The following is a 19,919-nucleotide window of genomic DNA, read 5'->3' as shown; positions in this document are numbered from 1 at the left end:
TATTTTTTTTGCGAATTAATACAATGTGCCCCATCTGGACAGACTGAGGTGGCCGGGTCCACCGCAAGGGAGTGTGGCATGTACTACGGATTTGACATTGGCGGCACCAAGATTGCCTTCGCGGTGTATGACGACGCCCTGACCCTCTGCCATGAAGAGCGGGTGAGCACGCCGGGCAACGACTACCCGGCGCTGCAGCAGCTTGTGCGCGAGCGGGTCGAGGCGGCGGATGTGCGCTTCGGGGTGAAAGGGGCCGTCGGCATCGGGTTTCCGGGGATCCTCAATCGCCTCGACGGGAGCATAGTGGCGGCCAACCTGCCCGCCATCCATGGCCGCCATCTGGGGGCGGATCTGGCCGAACTGCTGGGCCGACCGGTCAAGGTCGACAATGACGCCAACTGTTTCCTCTGGTCGGAAGTGCATCAGGGGGCCGCAGACGGTGCTGGCAGCGCCCTCGGCGTCACCATAGGTACCGGCATCGGCGGCGCCATCTACCTGGCGGGCAAGCTCATCCAGGGGCGCAACTGGCTGGCGGGGGAGATAGGTCACTACCCGCTGCCCGCCACCATCCTGATGAAATACCCGGATTTGCCCCGTCCCCGCTGTGGCTGCGGGCGCCTGGTCTGTTTCGAAACCTATGCGTCGGGCACGGGCCTGGAGCGGCTATACCACCATGTTCATGGAGAACGGGTGAGCGGCCACCAGATCGTCGCCCGTGCCGATGCCCGTGAGGCGGCGGCCCTCTCGACCATCGACTGCTGGCTCGAGATCATCGCCGCCGGCCTCGCCACCGCCATCTCGGTGGTTGATCCCGATGTGGTGGTGCTGGGGGGCGGCCTGAGCGCCCTGCCAGCCCTCTATGAGGAGTTGCCCAAACGTCTGCCCGGCCACCTGCTGCCCGGTGTCGCCCTGCCGGCGATCCGCGAGGCCCGCTTCGGTGGTGCCGGCGGTGTGCGCGGTGCAGCCCTGCTCAATCTGTGAGATCGGACAGAGGGTCTGATCTCCCCGAACAAGGAGTCATCATGACCCGTCTTGAAATCTGTATCGACAACCTCGAATCCCTGTTCACCGCCCAGGCGGCCGGCGCAGATCGCATCGAGCTCTGCTCTGCGCTGGGGCTGGGTGGCCTGACTCCCTCCTATGGCTTTATGCAGCTGGCTGCCCGCCACGCCACTGTGCCGGTGTACGCCATGATCCGTCCACGCGCCGGAGATTTTTGCTTCAACGACGGCGAGTTCGAGATGATGCTCTTGGATATCGCGGCCGCCCGTGCCGCCGGCCTGCAAGGGGTGGTGGTCGGTCTGCTGGATGAAGATGGACGGGTACCCGAAGGCAAGCTCCGGCAACTGGTCGAGGCGGCGGGGCCGCTTGGCGTCACCTTCCACCGGGCCATCGATCTCTCCTCCGACTGGCGGTTGGATCTCGAGACGATCGTCGCGGCGGGTTGCGAGCGCATTCTGAGCTCCGGCCATGCGCCGACCGCGCTGGCGGGGCTCGAAACCCTGCAGGCCATGCACCAGGCGCTGGCGGGACGGGCCAGCCTGATGCCGGGGGCCGGGGTCAACGCCGACAACGTGCGCACCATCATCGAATTCACCGGCGTCAATGAAGTACACATGTCCGGCATGGGTTGGCGCGGCGGCATGGTGCCCCATGGTGTCAACATGGGCACCTCGGACGATGGCCGGGTCAACATCACCGACGGCGCCAAGGTCGCAGCGGTGCGGGCGTTGCTGGACAGGGCCTGATACAGGCCGTGCGGCGCCATGGTGCCTCTCTCTGTGACGACAACATGGGCACCTCGGACGATGGCCGGGTCAACATCACCGACGGCGCCAAGGTCGCAGCGGTGCGGGCGTTGCTGGGCAGGGCCTGATACAGGCCGTGCGGCGCCATGGTGCCTCTCTCTGTGACGACAACATGGGCACCTCGGACGACGGCCGGGTCAACATCACCGACGGCGCCAAGGTCGCAGCGGTGCGGGCGTTGCTGGGCAGGACCTGATACAGGCCGTGCGGCGGCATGGTGCTTTGTTTTGCTCCCTTCTCCCCTTGCGGGAGAAGGGGCGGGGATGAGGGGGCCGATGTGAAGCGTCTCCCACCGACGGGCAATTGAGGGGCGTCTTGGCAGCACGGTGCGAAAAAGTCTGTTATCATCCCGTTTCTTTTACCATCAGGACCCGGAGCAACCTCTCAATGTCCCAATACGACTCTATCGAACAGAAGGCCAGCTACGGCATCGGCCGCAACATGGGCGACCAACTGGCTCAGCAAGCCTTCGCCGGTCTGGATATCCCGGCCCTGCAACAAGGTCTGGCAGATGCCCTGAACGGCCTGGAGTTCGCGGTCAGCCGTGACGATATCAACGATGCCTTCCAGGTGATCACCGCCCGCATGCAGGAAGAGCAGGAAGCTGCCGCCAAGGCCGCTGCCGCCGAAGGCGAAGCCTTCCTGGCCGACAACGCCAAGCGCGCCGAAGTGAAGACCACCGACTCCGGTCTGCAATATGAAGTCATGGTCGAAGGCAATGGCGCCGTGCCGGTTGCCGGTCAGTCCGTGCGCGTGCACTACCACGGTACCTTCACCCACGGTGGCGTGTTCGACAGCTCCGTTGCGCGCGGCCAACCGGCCGAGTTCCCGGTGACCGGCGTGATCGCCGGTTGGGTGGAAGCGCTGCAGATGATGCCGGTTGGCTCCAAGTGGAAGCTCTACATTCCGCAGGATCTGGCCTACGGTGCCCGTGGCGCCGGCTCCATCCCGCCGTACTCCGCTCTGGTCTTCGAAGTGGAGCTGCTGGACATCCTGTGATCCGGCTGGTGTGATGCAAACGGCGACCCTGGGGTCGCCGTTTGTTTTTGGGCCGCCCAAACGGGCCATGTGCCTTCGGCGGGGATTTGGATATAGTCAGAGCGTCGTCCATTCCGGCCATGTGAGGGAGACACGCCATGGCAGCCATCATCGAGGTCGTCGATCTCGTCAAGCACTTCCCCGGCGTCAAGGCGGTGGACGGGCTCAGTTTTGCCATTCCCGCCGGCAGCTGCTTCGGCCTGCTCGGCCCGAACGGGGCGGGCAAGACCACGACCATAGAATTGCTGGAGGAGATCCTCACCCCGGACAGCGGCCAGAGCCTGTTTCACGGCGCCCCGCGCGGCCCGGATTATCGCTCCCGCATCGGCATCCAGTTCCAGCACACGGCGCTGCAGGATTTCCTGACGGTGCGCGATACCCTGCGCCTGTTCGCCAGCCTCTACCCCAATCCCTTGCCACGGGAGCTGCTCATCGATCTGTGCGCCTTGGGCGAGTTCATCGACAGGGACAGTCGCAAGCTCTCGGGGGGCCAGCGTCAGCGCCTGCTGCTGGCTCTGGCCCTGCTCGGGGATCCCGAACTGCTGTTTCTGGATGAGCCCACCACAGGACTGGATCCCCAGGCGCGCCACCACTTCTGGCAGCGAATAGAGGCGATCAAGGCCCAGGGCAAGACGGTGGTGCTCACTACCCACTACATGGACGAAGCGCAGCAGCTGTGCGATCTGATTGCCATCGTCGATCACGGCCACCTGCTCAGCCTGGATACGCCGGCTGCCTTGCTGGCGCAACACTTCGACGGCGTACTGGTGCGTCTTGGGGGGCACCCGGCCCTGGCTGGGCTCGGCTATCCCCTGCGTCCGGTAGGCGATCAGGTGGAGCTCTGTTGCCCCGACGTGGCGACCCTGTTGCCAGCCTTGCTGGATCTTGGTGTGCCGCTAACCGGCATGCAGGTGCGCTCCCCCAATCTGGAAGATCTCTTCCTGAACCTGACCGGTCACAGCCTGCGGAGCGGCGCATGAGAGGGATGACCGAGTTCTGTCTGACCGTGGCCTCCGTGCTGCGGTACGCCTTGCCGACATGCAATCCCGGGAGTGGACGATGAAGGGATCCCTCAAGCGCATCGGGGCGCTCTTCTATGCCCGCACCCTCGAGTTCGTACGCGATCGCGCGGCCCTGGTGTGGAACCTGCTTTTCCCGCTCCTGCTGGTCATCGGCTTCTCCCTCATCTTCTCCGGCCCGCCCAAACCGCTGGTGCAGATCGGGGTGGTGGGGGAACTGCCCGCAACCTATGCCCCGCTGCGCGCCGTGCCGCTGCTCAAGATCATCCCCTATGACGAGGCGTCGAGAGGTCAGCTCAAGGTCCGTCACCATCAGCTGGACCTGCTGCTCTCACCCGCCGGGGGGCGTTACTGGATAAACCCGGACGCTCCTCAGGGGGCCATGGCCGAGTATCTGCTGCGCCAGGCGGTGCAGGTGCCCTTGCAAAGAGAGACCCTGAGCGGGCGCGCCATCCGCTACGGCGACTGGCTGCTGCCCGGGGTGATCGGCATGAACCTGATGTTCTCCGGCCTGTTCGGGGTCGGGTTTGTCATCGTGCGTTATCGCAAGAACGGGGTGCTGAAACGGCTGCGAGCCACGCCGCTCGGCGCGCTGGAGTTTCTCTTCGCCCAGTTGCTGTCACGGGTGCTGATCACCCTGGTGGTGAGCCTGCTGGTCTTCTGCGCGGCCTACTGGCTGCTGGATGTGCCCCTCATCGGGTCGGAGTGGCTGCTGCTGGTGATCGCTCTGGCGGGAGGAACGGCCATGGCCTCCCTTGGCCTGCTCATCGCCGCTCGCCTGCAGAACGAGGAGCTGGCGAGCGGTTTGCTCAATCTCATCAGCTTGCCCATGATGTTTTTATCCGGTGTCTGGTTCTCGCTAGAAGGCGCGCCCGCCTGGCTGCAGCAGCTTGCGGCCAGGCTGCCCCTCAGCCAGATCATCGAAGCAGCCCGCGCCGTGATGCTGGAAGGGGCGGGATGGCAGGAGGTGGCAGGCCCTCTGGGCCAGGTCATGGTGTTCGCCCTGGTGTGCATCTCGCTGGGAACCATGCTGTTCAAATGGAGTGCAAAATGAAACCTGTTCTGTGGTTGTTGCTGGTGGCGGCCTTGCCTGTGCAGGCAGGTACCCTGCGTTGCAAGAACGCCTTGCTGACCGAGGGAGACACCACGGCAGAGCTGCTGGTTCGCTGCGGCCAGCCGATGCTCAAGGAAGATCTCACCCGCTTCGAGGAGAACGGCTTCGGGGCGAGAGTGACGGTCAAGTATGCCGAACGCTGGACCTACAACTTCGGCAAGCGGGAATTCATGCAGTTTGTCACCGTCGAAAACGGCGTCATCACCGACATTGCGGATGGTCCACGGGGAGGATGACCTCCTGGTTTTCTGAAGCCCAGCCTGCGGGAGATGAGGTCGCCATTTCCCCGCCTTTTACCTCCTTTCTGTTGCTTTTCCCTGCCTGTTATCGCCATTTTTCCATATGGGGTCATGCTGCCTCACTCTGGTGCTTTTGGCATAAAACCGAATCTGATGAGTCAGTTGTCAGCAGAAATGGCTGCCCCAATGCGGTGCAGCCGATTTATTTTCGAAAAATAATCCTCATGCCAAGAAGGGTTTTAAGCAGCAGGCTATTTGGCAAATAAGGGTCTACTTTTGATTCTGAGAGTGCATATTCCCCCGTTTAGATATTTTGTTCTGTTGCACCATGGTTGGGCCGGATTGCACCGATTGACAGGTTTTTCTGCGGCTGGATAAGCTGCCAAAAAGCAGGGAAACGATGGCATCTCGCTAGATTTTGATGCCTGTTCGAATCAAACCACAGGGAAGAGTGACATGAAGCAGATACACAAGGCAGGTATGGTGATGGCGCTGTCGCTGATGGCAGCCAATGCGTGGGCGGACGGTACGCTGGATGCCGTCAAGAAGAAGGGATTCGTGCAGTGCGGGGTCGGTGACGGCCTGCCCGGGTTCTCCAACCCGGATGCCAAGGGAACCTGGACCGGGCTCGACGTGGACGTGTGCCGCGCCGTGGCCGCCGCGGTACTGGGGGACGCCAGCAAGGTCAAGTATGTCTCCCTCACCGCCAAGGAGCGCTTTACCGCCCTGCAGTCCGGGGAAGTGGATCTGCTCTCGCGCAATACCACCTGGACCCTGACCCGGGATGGGTCGCTGGGCCTCACGTTCGCCGGGGTGAACTACTACGACGGGCAGGGGTTCCTGGTCAAGCAGTCCCTCGGGGTCAAGAGCGCCAAGGAGCTTGACGGTGCCGCCGTCTGTATCCAGTCCGGTACCACTACCGAGCTCAACCTGGCCGACTATTTCCGCGCCAATGGCGGCATGAAGTACACCCCAGTGGTGTTCGATACATCGGATCAGACCGTCAAGGGCTTCGAAGCTGGCCGCTGTGACGTGCTGACCTCGGATCAGTCCCAGCTCTATGCCCTCAAGATCAAGCTCACCAAGCCAGAGGAAGCCGTGGTGCTGCCGGAGGTCATCTCCAAGGAGCCGCTGGGCCCAGCCGTGCGTCAGGGTGACGATCAGTGGTTCAAGGTGGTGCGCTGGAGCCTCAACGCCATGCTCAATGCCGAGGAGGCCGGGGTCACCTCTGCCAACGTGGACGAGATGCTCAAGTCCACCAACCCTGACATCCGTCGTCTGCTGGGGCTGGAAGAGCCCAAAGGGACTGTGCTGGGGCTGGATGACAAATGGGCCTACAACATCGTCAAACAGGTCGGCAACTACGGTGAATCCTTCGATCGCAACGTCGGTGCCGGTTCCCCCCTCAAGATTGATCGCGGCATCAATGCCCTCTGGAACAAGGGCGGTCTGATGTACGCGCCACCCATCCGCTGAGTCGACAGTCACCGGGGGGCCTGGCCCCCCATGTTATCCCTGGCTTTGTCGGAGTCATCCTCATGGCGTTACACGCATCAAACCATAGGAAAGAACAGGGCCGCTGGTGGTATGACGCCAAGGTGCGGGCGCTGCTCTTCCAGTGCCTGGCCATCGCGGCGGTTATCGGGTTTCTGTTCTACATCGTCAACAATGCTCTGACCAATCTGGCCACCCGTGGCATCACCACAGGCTTTGATTTTCTGGGCAACACGGCCGGTTTCGGCATCTTGCAGAGCCTCATCCCTTACGACGAGACCTATACCTTCGGTCGCACCTTCGTGGTGGGCTTGCTCAACACCCTGCTGGTCTCCGTGCTCGGCATCCTGTTTGCCACCCTGCTCGGGTTCGCACTCGGGGTCGCGCGCCTGTCGCGCAACTGGCTGGTGGCCAGAATCGCGGCCGTCTACATAGAGACGTTTCGCAACATCCCGCTGCTGCTGCAGATCTTCTTCTGGTATTTCTCGGTGCTGCGTACCCTGCCTTCCCCGCGTCAGAGCGTGGATATAGGCGGGCTCGCCTTCCTCAACGTGCGGGGCTTCTATCTGCCCAAGCCCCTGTTCGAAGAGGGATTCGGCTACGTGCTCTGGGCACTGGTGCTCGCGGTGCTGCTGAGCTGGGGGCTGGGCCGCTGGGCTCGCCGCCGTCAGGCCCTGACCGGCAGGATCTTCCCGTTCTGGCGCTGTGTGGCCGCCCTGGTCATTTTGCTCCCGGGGATCACCTTCCTGCTGGCGGGCAGCCCGCTCAGCTGGAGCGTGCCTGCGCTGCAGGGGTTCAACTTCCGGGGGGGGCTGACGGTGCTGCCGGAGCTCGCGGCCCTCTTGCTGGCGCTCACCATCTATACGGCGGCCTTCATCGCCGAGATAGTGCGATCCGGCATCCTGGCCATCAGCAAGGGGCAGACGGAGGCGGCTTCCGCCCTCGGGCTCTCGCCCACCAAGACGCTGCGGCTGGTGATCATTCCCCAGGCCATGCGGGTCATCATTCCTCCCTTGACCAGCCAGTATCTGAACCTCACCAAGAACTCCTCCCTGGCGACCGCCATCGGCTACCCGGATCTGGTCTCGGTGTTCATGGGGACGACTCTCAACCAGACAGGGCAGGCCATCGAGGTCATCGCCATGACCATGGGGGTCTATCTCGTCATCAGTATCACCACCTCGGTGCTGATGAACATCTACAACCGCAGAATGACGCTGGTTGAGCGCTAGGGAGCTGTCATGTTCGTGAATGAATTGCAGGAGGCGCTGCCGCCTCCCAACCACCGTCGGGGGCCGCTCGCCTGGATCAGGCAGAACCTTTTCCCCAACTGGTGGAACGGCCTGCTGACCCTGGTGCTGGCCTATCTGTTGCTGCCACTCATCTGGTCTGCACTGGACTGGGCGCTGTTCTCGGCCACCTGGCAGGGGAGCAGCCGCGAGGCCTGCGTCCAGGGCGGTGCCTGCTGGATCTTCATCGAGAGCCGGCTGGGGCAGTATCTCTATGGCTTCTACCCGGCTGATCAGTACTGGCGCATCAACCTGACCTTCGCCGGTCTGGCGGCGCTGCTGGCCCTGCTCATCTGGCCAAAGACCCCGCGCAAGGGGTGGCTGGCGCTCTTCACCCTGCTGGTGTTCCCTGTCATCGCCTTCTTCCTCATCCATGGGGGAGCGGGGCTGGAGGTGGTGGAAACGAACCGCTGGGGCGGGCTGATGCTCACCCTGGTGCTGGCGGTGGTGGGCATAGTCGTAGCACTGCCGTTCGGCATCCTGCTGGCACTGGGGCGTCGCTCCCACATGCCGGTCATCTCCAGCCTCTGTACCGTCTACATCGAGTTCTGGCGGGCGGTGCCGCTCATTACTGTGCTCTTCATGGCGTCCGTCATGCTGCCACTGTTCATGAGTACCGAGGTGGAGCTCGACAAGCTGCTGCGGGCGCTCATCGGCATCATCCTGTTCCAGGCGGCCTATGTGGCCGAGGTGGTGAGAGGGGGGCTGCAGGCGATCCCCAAGGGGCAATATGAGGCGGGGGATGCCCTCGGGCTCTCCTACTGGAAGGTGATGGGCCTCATCATCATGCCCCAGGCCCTCAAGATCACCATTCCTTCCCTGGTGAACACCTTTATTTCCCTGTTCAAGGACACCAGCCTGGTGCTGATCATCGGGCTGTTCGATCTGCTGGCCATCTCCAAGGTGGCCCTGGCGGATCCGGCCTGGCTGGGGTATTCCACCGAAGCTTATGTCTTTATCGCCATGATCTTCTGGATGTTCTGTTTTGGCATGTCCCGCTACTCCATCTATCTGGAGCGCAAACTCAACACGGGCCACAAGCATTAGGAGTCGTTCTGATATGAAAACGGACGCAGTTGTCGAACTGAAAGAGGTCAACAAGTGGTACGGTGAGTTTCACGTGCTGCGCAACATCAACCTGCAGGTGGGCAGAGGGGAGAAGATCGTCATCTGTGGACCATCGGGGTCGGGCAAGTCCACCATGATCCGCTGCATCAACCGGCTGGAAGAGCACCAGAGCGGAGACATCCTGGTCAAGGGCACGGCCCTGACCTCCGATCTCAAGAACATCGAGACGGTGCGCCGGGAGGTGGGCATGGTGTTCCAGCACTTCAACCTCTTCCCCCATCTGACCGTGCTGGAGAACTGCTGCCTGGCGCCCATCTGGGTCAAGCAGTTGCCGCGCAAGGAGGCCGAGGAGATCGCCATGAACTTCCTGCGCCGGGTGCGGATCCCCGAACAGGCGCTCAAGTATCCGGGGCAGCTATCCGGTGGCCAGCAGCAGCGGGTCGCCATCGCCCGCAGTCTCTGCATGAATCCCCAGGTCATGCTGTTTGACGAGCCGACGTCTGCGCTGGATCCCGAGATGGTGCGGGAGGTGCTGGATGTGATGGTGGAGCTGGCCCACGAGGGGATGACCATGCTCTGCGTCACCCACGAGATGGGGTTTGCCAAGCAGGTGGCGGACAGGGTGATCTTCATGGACCGGGGGCAAATCATCGAAGAGAACGTGCCGGATCAGTTCTTTGACAACCCCCAGTCCGATCGGACCAAGCTCTTCCTCTCCCAGATCCTGCAGCACTGAGGCAGGGCACAACCTTCAGAAAAACAGCCCGCACGCTCGAATGAGCGGCGGGCAAATGTGTACATGGAAGTCGACGACAGACAGAAAGGAGTATGTCAGCCCGGCAACAGGGTGGTGGTGCGCAGATCGCGCACGGCCAGGTTGATCTGCCGGGCCAGGCTCAGCGCCTGATGACAGCTCAACGGCTTCACATCGATGATCCCCCCTTGAAACTCAAACCGCCCCAGTGCTTCAACCATGAAACTTCCATGATGGAAGCTCTTGATATATCGAGCAATTCGACGGGGAGACCACTGCTTGAACACCTTCATGGCAAGAGACCCTGTTGTTTGGACAGGGCACACTATGCCGACGGACCGTGACACTGATGTGACACTTGATAAAGATTTGTATGAATCTGTCTTGTGATCGACTGGCGTGCAGCCCCGGCGTTGAAAAAGTAGTGAGAGTCCGGGTCCGGGGCCCGATATACTGCGGCCATTGCAGACATGACAAAGGTGCCGCACGTGGAGTGGGTGGACATAGTAGACGAGCAGGACAGGGTGATCGGGGTGGCCGAGCGCGCCAGGGTGCGTCAGGAAAACCTGCGCCATCGTGCCAGCTACATCCTGGTGCTGGATGAGGCTGAGCGCATCCTGGTGCAGCGGCGCACCCCGAGCAAGGATTTTTGCCCCGGCATGCTGGATGCCTGCGCCGGTGGCGTGGTGACCACGGGGGAGGCCATGGCCCTTTCCGCCCGGCGTGAGCTGGCCGAGGAGCTGGGGATCCGCGACGTGCCCCTGCAGGATTACGGCACCTTCTATGCCGAAGGGGAGGCGAGCGGCAGCCGCTACCGGGTCTGGGGCGGCTTGTTCAGCTGTCACTATCAGGGGCCGCTGCAACTGCAGGCCGAAGAGGTGAGCGAGGTGCACTGGATGAGCCTGGGCGAGATAGCCGATCGGGCGGGCGAGTTCACGCCCGACTCCTTGCTCGCCATCGCCACCTGGCAGGCAAGGCGCCTGCCATCAGGCCAGAAATAGGGGCGACAGGCGTTCGCTCCCCGATCGCTTTGTTGCTGCTCGATGGACCCCTTCGCCTTCTGGTGGAATGGGGTAGACTGGGCCTCTTTGAACCACAGAAGGATGCGTCATCATGATCACGGTCGGTCAATCCCTGCCCGCAGGGGAATTTACCTTTATCACCGCCGAGGGCAAGCAGGTGAAGGATACCCGGGCCCTGTTTGCCGACAAGCGGGTGGTGCTCTTTGCGGTGCCCGGCGCCTTCACCCCCACCTGCTCCAACGCTCACCTGCCGGGCTACGTGGTGCTGGCCGATCAGTTCAGGGCCAAGGGGGTGGAACTGTGCTGTCTGTCGGTCAACGACGCCTTCGTGATGAAGGCGTGGCAGGAGGCACAGAACGCCGCTGACATCACCATGCTGGCGGACGGCGACGGCAGCTGGACCCGGGCACTGGGTCTTGCCAAGGAGACCGGGGCCTTCGGCGGCGTGCGGGCCCAGCGTTTTGCCCTCATCGCCAACGATGGTGTGGTGGAGCGGCTCTTCGTGGAGGCGCCGGGCAAGTTCGAGGTGTCGGATGCCCAGAGCCTGCTGGCGGCGCTGTGAAAGATTAATCGGCGTTTGATTACACCTTGAAATAGCAAGCGGCCCCGTTACACTGAGGCCGCGTTTGGATGGAGCCAGGCAACTTGCCTGGCTCTCGTGTTTGCCGTGGATGAGATAGAACAATATGACCCTGGCTTTTGTTGCCCTGATTGCCGGACTGGCGTTGCTGGTCTGGAGTGCCGACAAGTTCGTGGACGGCGCAGCCGCCACCGCCCGTTACGCCGGTATGCCGCCGCTGCTGATCGGCATGGTGATCATCGGTTTTGGTACCTCGGCCCCCGAGATGGTGGTCTCCGCGCTGGCGGCCTCCCAGGGCAATCCCGGGCTCGCGCTCGGCAATGCCTATGGCTCCAACATCACCAATATTGCCCTGATCCTGGGTCTGACCGCCCTGATCAGCCCCATCGCCGTCGCCTCCCAGGTGGTGCGCAAGGAGATCCCCATCCTGCTCGGCATCACCCTGCTCTCCGGCGCTCTGCTCATCGACGGCAATCTGGGCCGGATGGATGCCGCCATTCTGGGGGCCGTGTTCGCAGTGCTGATGGGCTGGTCCATCTGGGCCGGCATGAACGGCAAGGGGGATGCGCTGGATACGGATACCGAGGAGGACATCGTCTCCGAGGGCATGTCTCTCAAGAGCGCCATCCTCTGGCTCATCGCCGGTCTGGTGCTGCTGATCGGGGCTTCCCGTCTGCTGGTGTGGGGGGCGGTGACCATCGCCCAGGGCTTTGGCATCAGCGATCTGGTGATTGGCCTGACCATAGTCGCGGTGGGGACCTCCCTGCCGGAGCTGGCATCGTCCCTCATCGCCATTCGCAAGAACGAGCACGATCTGGCCCTTGGCAACGTGCTGGGTTCCAACCTGTTCAACACCCTGGCCGTGGTGGGCATCGCCGCTGGCATCCACCCGCTCGAGGTGGCGCCCGAAGTGCTTTCCCGCGACTGGAGCATCATGATGGGGCTGACCCTGTTGCTGCTGGTGATGTGTCTGGGCCGCAAGGGGCAGGGGCGCATCAACCGGCTGGAGGGGGGCGTGCTGCTCGCCTGCTTCGTCGCCTACACCGGCTGGCTGCTGACGAGCCAGTTCATCTAGTCTGACGATGAAATGAAAGAGGGGACGCCGCGGCGTCCCCTCTTTTTTGTGCGCGGGTCCTGGTCTCAGGCCACGGCAACCAGCTTCTGCTTCTGGGCGCTGTCAAGGATCAGGATGCTCGCCTTGGGGAAGAAGTTGAAGGTGGAGGCGGAGGCCCAGGTGTAGGCCCCCATCACCCGACCCACCACCAGCTCGCCGATCTCGAGATCCGGCAGCATGATGCTGTCGCGGATGACGTCCACGCTGTCGCAGGTGGGGCCGGAGAGCACCGTATTGTGCAGTTCGCCGTGGGCATAGGGCGTGCTCACCGGGTAGGTGACGTGGTCGTAGAGCTGGCCGTTGTAGCTGCCGTAGAGACCGTCATCCAGGTAGTACCAGATCTTGTCGCCGCGGTGGGCCTTGCCCATCACGCTGGAGACCGAGGTCATGGCCGGCGCGCTGATGAAGCGGCCCGGCTCGGCAATCTTCTGCACCGTGGCGGGCAGCTTGGCCAGGGCCTCGCGGATCGGGGCGCAGAAACCGTCGATGTCGAACTCGCCGCCGTCATAGTCCACCGGGAAGCCGCCGCCGATGTCCAGCACCCAGGGCTTGAGCCCGAGCTCCCAGGCCTGCTCCATGATCTCGCGGCAGGCGTCGATGGCCTGCACGTGGCGACGGGCGTGGGGCACCTGGGAGCCGACGTGGAACGACAGCCCCATCACCTTGATCCCCTTGGCCTGGGCCAGTTGCAGCAACGGCAGTGCCTGCTCCGGGGTGCAGCCGAACTTCTTGGAAAGATCGACCTTGGTCTCGGGGTTTGGGAAGCTGACCCGCAGCAGCAGTTTCACTTCATCCTTGTAGGGCAGGAACTTTTCCAGCTCCAGCGGGTTGTCATAGACAAACACGGTGCAGCCGAATTCCAGGGCATAACGGATGTCGCTGTCACGCTTGATGGGATGGGTATGGATGCAGCGTCCCGGGCGAACCCCTTGGCTGCGCACCAGATCCACTTCGCCATTGGTGGCCAGATCGAAACAGGCCCCCTCTTCCTTCAAGACAGAGACCACCGCCTCGTGGGGCAGGGGCTTGAGTGCATAATGCAAGCGCACATCGGGCAGGGCGGCCGCCAGGGCCCGATACTGTTTGCGGACGGCTGCCTTGTCGAGCAGCAGCAGGGGGGAGCCGAATTGTTCAACCAACTGACGGTAATCTTGTGCGACCAGGGTCTCGTTCATTCTCTTTTGATAGTCCTTAGGGGGCGTGATATGCCCAAGCCATATGCGATTGAACCGGCGACGGCCGGCTCAGGCGAGCGGTCCGGAGGGACCCACCAGGCACATTGCATAACTCCCTTGCAAAGTGCTTAGTTATGCGCGGGATTATCGGCTTATTGAGTTTGTGTGCAAGCATTTTGATTGGATATGTCGGCAAGTTTTTCTGGTCGAGACGAAACAGGCTCTTGATACGGGGGGCGATCAGGGCCGTGATGGGGAGCACTTCCGAAGGGAGCTTGATAAGCTGTTGATAGTTAACGAACTAATAACATCAGGCCTGGGGGTTGCGGCCAGGTAAAAAGGGGGCGCCGGGGCCAGGGAGTGCGAGACAGCTCACATTTTTTGGATTACCATGCCCGCTTCCTAATCCAAACTAGTTCGGATGAAGGTAGCAGGAGAGCGATGGGCAACCATCCACCGAAGAAGTGAATCTTTCAGGTACCGGGCAACCGGTGTGGACTGCTACTGGACGATACTCTGGAGAGACCCGTTGAATCGGGCGCCGAAGGAGCAAGGCACCGTGATTGCATCGCAATCTGGCGCCGGAAACTCTCAGGCAAAAGGACAGAGGGGATGGGATGGTTGTACCTGGGCTTGGCCCGCATCCGATCGCCTCTGGCCGATCGCGACACCTATGGGAAGATCATCCTTCTCCTCCTTAATCGTTGTTTTTTAAGGAGGATGCATGTCATCAATTCAATCGGCGCTCGCCGCCATCGATAGCTTTATCTGGGGTCCCCCCCTGCTGATCCTGCTGGTCGGGACCGGTATCTATCTCACCTGGCGATTGGGTCTGCTTCAGATCGTGCGTTTGCCGCTGGCCCTCAAGCTGGTCTTTGGCCGCGATCAGGGGCAGGGCAAGCAAGGGGATGTCTCCAGCTTTGGTGCCCTGTGCACCGCCCTCTCCGCCACCATCGGCACCGGCAACATCGTCGGGGTCGCCACCGCCATCAAGCTCGGCGGCCCGGGCGCCCTGTTCTGGATGTGGATGGCCGCCCTGTTCGGCATGGCCACCAAGTACGCCGAGTGCCTGCTGGCGGTGAAATATCGCCAGCAGGACGCCAACGGCCAGATGGCAGGTGGCCCCATGTACTATCTGGAGAAGGGGCTCGGCTCCAGGCCGCTCGCCAAGCTGTTTGCCCTGTTCGGCATCGGCGTCGCCTTCTTCGGCATCGGTACCTTCCCCCAGGTCAACGCCATCAGTGATGCCATGAGCCTCTCCTTCTCGGTACCCCGTGAAGTGACCGCCGTGGTGCTGACCCTGATCGTGGCGCTGGTGACCCTGGGGGGTATCCAGTCCATCTCCAGTGTGTCGAGCAAGGTGGTGCCCTTCATGGCCATCTTCTACATCGTCGCCTGTGCCGGGGTGCTGGTGAAGAATGCAGGCGCCCTGCCCGATGCGGTCATGCTGGTGATCGGGAGCGCCTTCACCGGCCATGCGGCCACCGGCGGTTTCGTCGGCGCCGGCATTATGCTGGCGATCCAGTCCGGGGTGGCGCGCGGGGTCTTCTCCAACGAGTCGGGGCTGGGTTCGGCCCCCATCGCGGCGGCGGCGGCCAAGACCGATTCCTGCGTGGAGCAGGGGCTGGTCTCCATGACCGGTACCTTCATCGACACCATCATCATCTGCACCATGACCGGCCTGACGCTGGTGGTGACCGGGGTGTGGAGCGGCGATGCAAGCGGTGCGGCCATGACCAGTCTGGCCTTTGCCCAGGGGCTGGATGCCCATGTGGGCCAGTATCTGGTGAGCATCGGCCTCTTGTTCTTCGCCTTTACCACCATCCTTGGCTGGAACTACTACGGCGAGCGCTGCACCGAGTACCTGTTCGGGGTGAAGGCGATCAAACCCTACCGCCTCATCTATCTGGTGCTGGTGGCGAGCGGTGCCTTCCTCCATCTGGACCTGATCTGGCTCTTGGCCGACATCGTCAACGGCCTGATGGCGGTGCCCAACCTCATCGGTCTCATCGGCCTGCGCCACGTGGTGATTGCCGAGACCCGCGCCTACTTTAGCCGGGACCGGGATACGGAATCCGAGCCCGAGCCGCAGACGGCCTGATGAGAAGCGGGCCTGCGGGGAGCCCTGTCACCTGGCCCCTGTCCATGGCGTCAACCGGGATCCGGGCTGGGATGGCAAAACCCGGGGCTTGATCCCGGCTCCTCTGACAATATCTGTGCGAAATACGCAAAAGCCACGACTATGGTCGTGGCTTTTTTGCATTTTGCGCAATGAATGGCGGCGCTTGTTGCCCCCAGTGGGTCAGGGGGAGGGAATATCTCCGGAAAGCCGCTGCGCCAGCGCACTGCTCACCCGGCTCACCAGGGCCGCCTCCTCCCCCTGCCAGCCAATGGCGTGGGCCAGGGTGGTGGAGGTGCCCGGAGCAAAGCGCAGCTCGCCCCCGGCCAGTTCGTAGAAGCGGCTCGCCATCCGGGTGCCCTCGTCCACATCCCCCGCCACCAGCAGCATGGCCTGGGCCAGCACGGCGCCGTCGTGATCCCGGCCCGGCGCCAGCCAGCGCTGGGCGGTGCCGGTCACCTTGCGCCCCCCGATCACCAGGTTGTACTGGCCGTCGCAAAACGAGCCGGGCACGAAGTCATAGCAGCCCGCAAGACCATATTCCCCCAGCAGGGCGAGCAGGGGCGCCCCCAGCAGCCGGTAGTAGTGGGCCAGATCCGTGGTGGTGCGGGGCAGCATGAGGGAGAGGTTGAGGATGCCGGCGCCGTGGGGCACGGCGGTGCCGCCGCTGTCGCGCACGAACACCGGCCAGTCCTCGGCGGCCAGCTGCTCGCAGGCGGCCTGGTAGCGGGGCAAACGGGTGTCCTTGCGGGTGACGATGAGGCATTGGGGGCCCTGCCAGAGGAGGGCTCTGGGCTCGCCGTCACCGGCGCACTCCCGCAGCCAGCGCTGCTCCTCGGCCAGGATCTGGTCGGGTGTCTGGTGGGCGGGCGGCGGGGGCAGCAGGGTATAAGGCATGAAAGGCATCCTTTGGCAGAGGCTGCCAAGCACAGTACGCGCGGGGGCAAACAAGGTAAAGCCCCGCATGGCGGGGCTTTAGTGCAAGGATGGCGGAGTGTCAGGCCTGTGCGGCGGCGCGCCTGGGCAGCAGCAGATTGAGCAGGATGGCGGTGAGGCCGCCGGTGGCGACGCCGTAGGAAAGCACGCTCCTGGCCAGCTCCGGCAGGTGTTGCAGCACCTCGGGCACCTGGGCCACTCCGAGGCCCATGGCGAGCGACACCGCCAGGATCATCAGGGCGCGGCGGTCCAGCTCCTCGCGGGAGATGATGCGCACCCCGGCGGCGGCGATGGTGCCGAACATGACGATGGTGGCGCCGCCGAGCACAGGTTCAGGTATTTGTTGTACCAGGCTCGCCACCGCCGGGAACAGGCCGAGCAGGGCCAGCATGGCGGCGATGAAGAGGCCGACGTGGCGGCTGGCCACCCCGGTCAGCTGGATGACGCCGTTGTTCTGGGCGAAGGTGGACATGGGGAAGGTGGAGAAGACCGCCGCCAGCATGGAGTTGACGCCATCGACCAGCACGCCCCCCTTGATCCGCGCCATGTAGACCGGTCCTTCCAGCGGCTCGCCGGAGATGTCGGAGGTGGCGGTCATGTCGCCGATGGCTTCCAGCGCCGTCACCACGAAGATGATGGCGAGCGGCACGAACAGCTGCCAGTCAAAGCCGAGCCCGTAGTGGAGCGGAACAGGCACCATCAGCAGCGGGCCGTCGAAGGTGGGGACTGCCACCTTGCCCAGCAGCAGCGCCACCGCATAGCCCGCCAGCATGGCGATCATGATGGCGGAGAGGCGCAGCCAGGGGTTGCGACTGCGCTGCATCAGCACGATGAGGCCGAGCACCAGCAGGGAGAGAAAGAGGTTGGTGTGACTGGCGAAGCTGCCGTCCGCCAGGGCGCCGTAGCCGCCCCCCATGCTGATGAGCCCTACCTTGATGAGGGTCAGGCCGATGAGCAATACCACGATGCCGGTCACCAGCGGGGTGATGATCCGTTTGACCAGGTGAAGGAAGCGGCTCATGACGACGATGGTGAGGGCCGCTGCCAGCATGGTGCCGAACAGGGTGCCCAGCAGATCCTCGGTGGGCATGGCTGCCTGCTTGAGGGCGAGGCCGGAGGCGATGATGGGACCGAGGAAGTTGAAGCTGGTGCCCTGTACCGAGAGCAGGCCGGAACCGAGGGGGCCGAAACGGCGGGTCTGAACGAAGGAGGCGATGCCGGACATGACCAGGGACATGGAGACGATGTAGCGGGTGTCGTCGGCGGGGAGGCCGAGGGCATTGGCGATGATGAGGGGCGGGGTGATGATGGCGACAAACATGGCGAGCATATGCTGCAGGGCGGCGAACAGGGTCTGGGGCAGGGGGGGGACATCCTCGATGCCGTAGACCAGTTCGCTGTGGGCTCGCCTGGGGGGATGGGTCTCTCGGATGGCGCTTGGGGCGGCAGCCTGTTCCATAAATACCTCGAATGTGTGGGGGGAGGGGAGAAAATTGGGCGCTATTTTAGTGATTGGCATCGCGCTTTCCAGCGCTAATTGAGCGCAAACTCGTTTATTTCCTGATGGGTTGAAACGTTTTCCTGTGGCGATTAAGATCCGCCGGTTTGTGTGAGACCGATCCCTCACAAAGGGGAGGGAGGCTGATGCATCAGGATAGGGACGGTGTAGAATGAGCCCTCGGTTCGAAGATGGAGACTCTGGATGCTGAAGCTGTCGGAGTTCTGGAGTGCCCGCGCCCACTCCGAAGATTTTACCCTGACCCGGATGGGCTTCATGACGGTGCGGCTGCGGCTGCTCACCTGTCTGCTGATGGCGGGGCTCCCGAGCTGGGCCCTGGTGGACTGGCTGACCCTGCCAGCCATCCAGTTCGAGGCGCTGTTCCAGGTCAGGATCTTCTGCCTGCTGGCCCTCTCTCCCCTCATCCCCCTCTCCTATCTCATCCACTTCAAGCGCGAGCGCATGAAGCTGGCGCTGGGCTACCTGATGGCGGTGATGATGCTCTTCTCCCTCATCTGCCTGCACAGCTTCGGCGCGGATCAGGAGATGCAGGCGGGCTACATGGCCTTCCCCTATCTGCTCATCAGCCTGTTCGCCATCTTTCCCATTCCCCTCTCCCTCAGCCTGCAACTGGCGGGGGGGATCCTGGCCACCATGCTGGCGGGCAACTGGTTGCTGGTGGGCCAGCCTCTTTGGAGCGTGCAGACCCTCAACCAGGTCTGGCTGCTGGGGCTCTTTGCCATCGCCAGCGCCTGGGTGCAGTGCGGCCAGCTCAACATGCTGCTGCAACTCTATCGGGAATCCACCACGGACGAGCTGACCGGCATGATGAACCGCCGCCTGCTGATGAAGCAGCTCGAGAAGGCGAGGGCCGCCATGATCCGCAAACAGGCTCCCTTCGCGGTGCTGCTGCTGGATCTGGACCGCTTCAAGCGCATCAACGACACCTTCGGCCATCTGGCGGGGGATGCGGTGCTCAAGGAGGTGGCGGCCACCCTGTCGGAACAACTGGAGCCCGGCATGGTGCTCGGGCGTTACGGCGGGGAGGAGTTTGCCATCCTGTTGCCCGGTTGCACGGATCTGGCACAAGCCAAGCGGGTGGCGGAGCGGCTGCGGGTCGCGGTGGAAGCGAGGTTGGTGAAAAGCCCCACCTCCGACGAACTGCTGGAGGTGACGGTGAGCATCGGTCTGACCCTGGCCCAGCGTGGCGAGGGGGTGGAGGATCTGCTCAACCGGGCGGACGAGTGCCTCTACATGGCCAAGATGGCGGGTCGCAACTGCGTGGTGGCCGAGGCAGGGAAACCCGCGGGCGATGCAGGGCGCACAAAAACGGATGCCGCCTGAGGGCGGCATCCGGTGATGACGGGGCTGGCGTCAGGCCAGGGTGTATTTGCCGGAGAGCTGCTGGGCCAGCAGTTTGAACATGTTGAACACCGCCATGGTCTTGCCGGTCGGGGTGCCGTCCTCTGCCAGGAAGAACTCCCCCTTGAACACCAGAATGTCCCCCTTCTGCTCCACCGAGTCGGCGCGCATGCCGTGGATGAAGTCCTCGTGTTCACGAATGATCTTGTTGGCCATCTCCAGCAGGGCAGTCTCGGTGATCCGCTCTTTTTGTGGTTGCATGCTCGTCTCCTTAAACGACTACTGGGCAG

The 19,919-nt window shown here is 63.1% G+C and carries 21 protein-coding genes and 1 riboswitch; of the genes, 16 read left to right on the top strand and 5 right to left on the bottom strand.

Annotated features, from left to right (window positions below; translation table 11 throughout):
• The first annotated feature begins 78 nt into the window (after positions 1 to 78).
• The 11 genes from C3F36_RS04335 to C3F36_RS04280 all read left to right on the top strand — a co-directional run bounded on the left by C3F36_RS04335 (position 79) and on the right by C3F36_RS04280 (position 9,805).
• Entirely contained in the window at positions 79 to 981 is a 903-nt protein-coding gene (locus C3F36_RS04335; RefSeq protein WP_104454560.1) for an ROK family protein, read from the top strand.
• A gap of 41 nt (positions 982 to 1,022) precedes the next feature.
• Positions 1,023 to 1,748 (top strand): copper homeostasis protein CutC, encoded by a 726-nt coding sequence (locus C3F36_RS04330; protein WP_043152365.1) that lies wholly within the window; start codon positions 1,023 to 1,025, stop codon positions 1,746 to 1,748.
• Between the two features lie 8 nt (positions 1,749 to 1,756).
• Positions 1,757 to 1,876, top strand: coding sequence for a copper homeostasis protein CutC (locus tag C3F36_RS04325; protein ID WP_104454559.1), 120 nt, complete (start codon positions 1,757 to 1,759; stop codon positions 1,874 to 1,876).
• Between the two features lie 319 nt (positions 1,877 to 2,195).
• A complete protein-coding gene (locus C3F36_RS04315; protein ID WP_010673478.1) occupies positions 2,196 to 2,807 on the top strand; it encodes an FKBP-type peptidyl-prolyl cis-trans isomerase in 612 nt (203 codons plus the stop codon).
• Positions 2,808 to 2,944: 137 nt separating this feature from the next.
• The gene (locus C3F36_RS04310) at positions 2,945 to 3,826 is read left to right on the top strand and encodes an ABC transporter ATP-binding protein (protein WP_104454557.1); all 882 of its coding nucleotides are present in this window, start codon (positions 2,945 to 2,947) and stop codon (positions 3,824 to 3,826) included.
• 79 nt (positions 3,827 to 3,905) lie between these two features.
• Entirely contained in the window at positions 3,906 to 4,919 is a 1,014-nt protein-coding gene (locus tag C3F36_RS04305) for an ABC transporter permease (RefSeq protein ID WP_104454556.1), read from the top strand.
• Positions 4,904 to 5,215, top strand: coding sequence for a DUF2845 domain-containing protein (locus C3F36_RS04300; RefSeq protein WP_029313965.1), 312 nt, complete (start codon positions 4,904 to 4,906; stop codon positions 5,213 to 5,215). The genes C3F36_RS04305 and C3F36_RS04300 overlap by 16 nt, the downstream gene beginning before the upstream one ends.
• Before the next feature lie 459 nt (positions 5,216 to 5,674).
• Entirely contained in the window at positions 5,675 to 6,694 is a 1,020-nt protein-coding gene (locus C3F36_RS04295; RefSeq protein ID WP_010673482.1) for an amino acid ABC transporter substrate-binding protein, read from the top strand.
• Positions 6,695 to 6,756: 62 nt separating this feature from the next.
• The gene (locus C3F36_RS04290; protein ID WP_223918159.1) at positions 6,757 to 7,944 is read left to right on the top strand and encodes an amino acid ABC transporter permease; all 1,188 of its coding nucleotides are present in this window, start codon (positions 6,757 to 6,759) and stop codon (positions 7,942 to 7,944) included.
• 9 nt (positions 7,945 to 7,953) lie between these two features.
• The gene (locus C3F36_RS04285; RefSeq protein WP_010673484.1) at positions 7,954 to 9,048 is read left to right on the top strand and encodes an amino acid ABC transporter permease; all 1,095 of its coding nucleotides are present in this window, start codon (positions 7,954 to 7,956) and stop codon (positions 9,046 to 9,048) included.
• Between the two features lie 13 nt (positions 9,049 to 9,061).
• Positions 9,062 to 9,805, top strand: a complete 744-nt coding sequence (locus C3F36_RS04280) for an amino acid ABC transporter ATP-binding protein (protein WP_010673485.1) — start codon at positions 9,062 to 9,064, stop codon at positions 9,803 to 9,805.
• Between the two features lie 95 nt (positions 9,806 to 9,900).
• On the opposite strand, the gene C3F36_RS04275 is transcribed toward C3F36_RS04280, so the two are convergent.
• Positions 9,901 to 10,116, bottom strand: a complete 216-nt coding sequence (locus C3F36_RS04275) for a DUF1107 family protein (protein WP_010673486.1) — start codon at positions 10,114 to 10,116, stop codon at positions 9,901 to 9,903.
• Positions 10,117 to 10,293: 177 nt separating this feature from the next.
• Between C3F36_RS04275 and yfcD the strand changes: the two genes are divergently transcribed.
• From yfcD to C3F36_RS04260, 3 genes are all read left to right on the top strand, one after another.
• Positions 10,294 to 10,824: an NUDIX hydrolase YfcD gene (gene yfcD, locus C3F36_RS04270; protein ID WP_080769921.1), complete on the top strand. Its 531-nt coding sequence runs from the start codon at positions 10,294 to 10,296 to the stop codon at positions 10,822 to 10,824.
• Between the two features lie 112 nt (positions 10,825 to 10,936).
• Positions 10,937 to 11,407, top strand: a complete 471-nt coding sequence (locus C3F36_RS04265) for a peroxiredoxin (RefSeq protein ID WP_041213349.1) — start codon at positions 10,937 to 10,939, stop codon at positions 11,405 to 11,407.
• A 124-nt stretch (positions 11,408 to 11,531) separates the two neighbouring features.
• Positions 11,532 to 12,500, top strand: a complete 969-nt coding sequence (locus C3F36_RS04260; RefSeq protein WP_104454554.1) for a calcium/sodium antiporter — start codon at positions 11,532 to 11,534, stop codon at positions 12,498 to 12,500.
• 65 nt (positions 12,501 to 12,565) lie between these two features.
• Here C3F36_RS04260 and C3F36_RS04255 read toward each other — a convergent pair whose 3' ends face one another.
• Entirely contained in the window at positions 12,566 to 13,714 is a 1,149-nt protein-coding gene (locus tag C3F36_RS04255; RefSeq protein WP_104454553.1) for a type III PLP-dependent enzyme, read from the bottom strand.
• 506 nt (positions 13,715 to 14,220) lie between these two features.
• Positions 14,221 to 14,331, top strand: a riboswitch (glycine riboswitch).
• Positions 14,332 to 14,438: 107 nt separating this feature from the next.
• Between C3F36_RS04255 and C3F36_RS04250 the strand changes: the two genes are divergently transcribed.
• A complete protein-coding gene (locus tag C3F36_RS04250) occupies positions 14,439 to 15,815 on the top strand; it encodes an alanine/glycine:cation symporter family protein (protein WP_104454552.1) in 1,377 nt (458 codons plus the stop codon).
• 201 nt (positions 15,816 to 16,016) lie between these two features.
• Here C3F36_RS04250 and C3F36_RS04245 read toward each other — a convergent pair whose 3' ends face one another.
• Together C3F36_RS04245 and C3F36_RS04240 are read right to left on the bottom strand one after the other, a co-directional pair.
• A complete protein-coding gene (locus C3F36_RS04245; RefSeq protein ID WP_104454551.1) occupies positions 16,017 to 16,730 on the bottom strand; it encodes a lipoyl protein ligase domain-containing protein in 714 nt (237 codons plus the stop codon).
• Positions 16,731 to 16,830: 100 nt separating this feature from the next.
• Positions 16,831 to 18,228 carry a nucleobase:cation symporter-2 family protein gene (locus C3F36_RS04240; protein ID WP_104454550.1) on the bottom strand — a complete coding sequence of 466 codons (1,398 nt, stop codon included), beginning with the start codon at positions 18,226 to 18,228 and terminating at the stop codon, positions 16,831 to 16,833.
• Positions 18,229 to 18,471: 243 nt separating this feature from the next.
• Here C3F36_RS04240 and C3F36_RS04235 point away from each other — a divergent pair, with 243 nt between their 5' ends.
• A complete protein-coding gene (locus C3F36_RS04235) occupies positions 18,472 to 19,611 on the top strand; it encodes a GGDEF domain-containing protein (RefSeq protein ID WP_010673494.1) in 1,140 nt (379 codons plus the stop codon).
• A 30-nt stretch (positions 19,612 to 19,641) separates the two neighbouring features.
• Here C3F36_RS04235 and C3F36_RS04230 read toward each other — a convergent pair whose 3' ends face one another.
• A complete protein-coding gene (locus C3F36_RS04230; RefSeq protein ID WP_010673495.1) occupies positions 19,642 to 19,890 on the bottom strand; it encodes a YciN family protein in 249 nt (82 codons plus the stop codon).
• Positions 19,891 to 19,919: the final 29 nt, after the last annotated feature.

It is taken from the genome of Aeromonas sp. ASNIH2 (assembly GCF_002934795.1).
GTDB lineage: Bacteria > Pseudomonadota > Gammaproteobacteria > Enterobacterales > Aeromonadaceae > Aeromonas > Aeromonas caviae.
The sequence above is the reverse complement of the archived record's forward strand: the minus strand, read 5'-3'. Positions and strand labels throughout refer to the sequence as shown.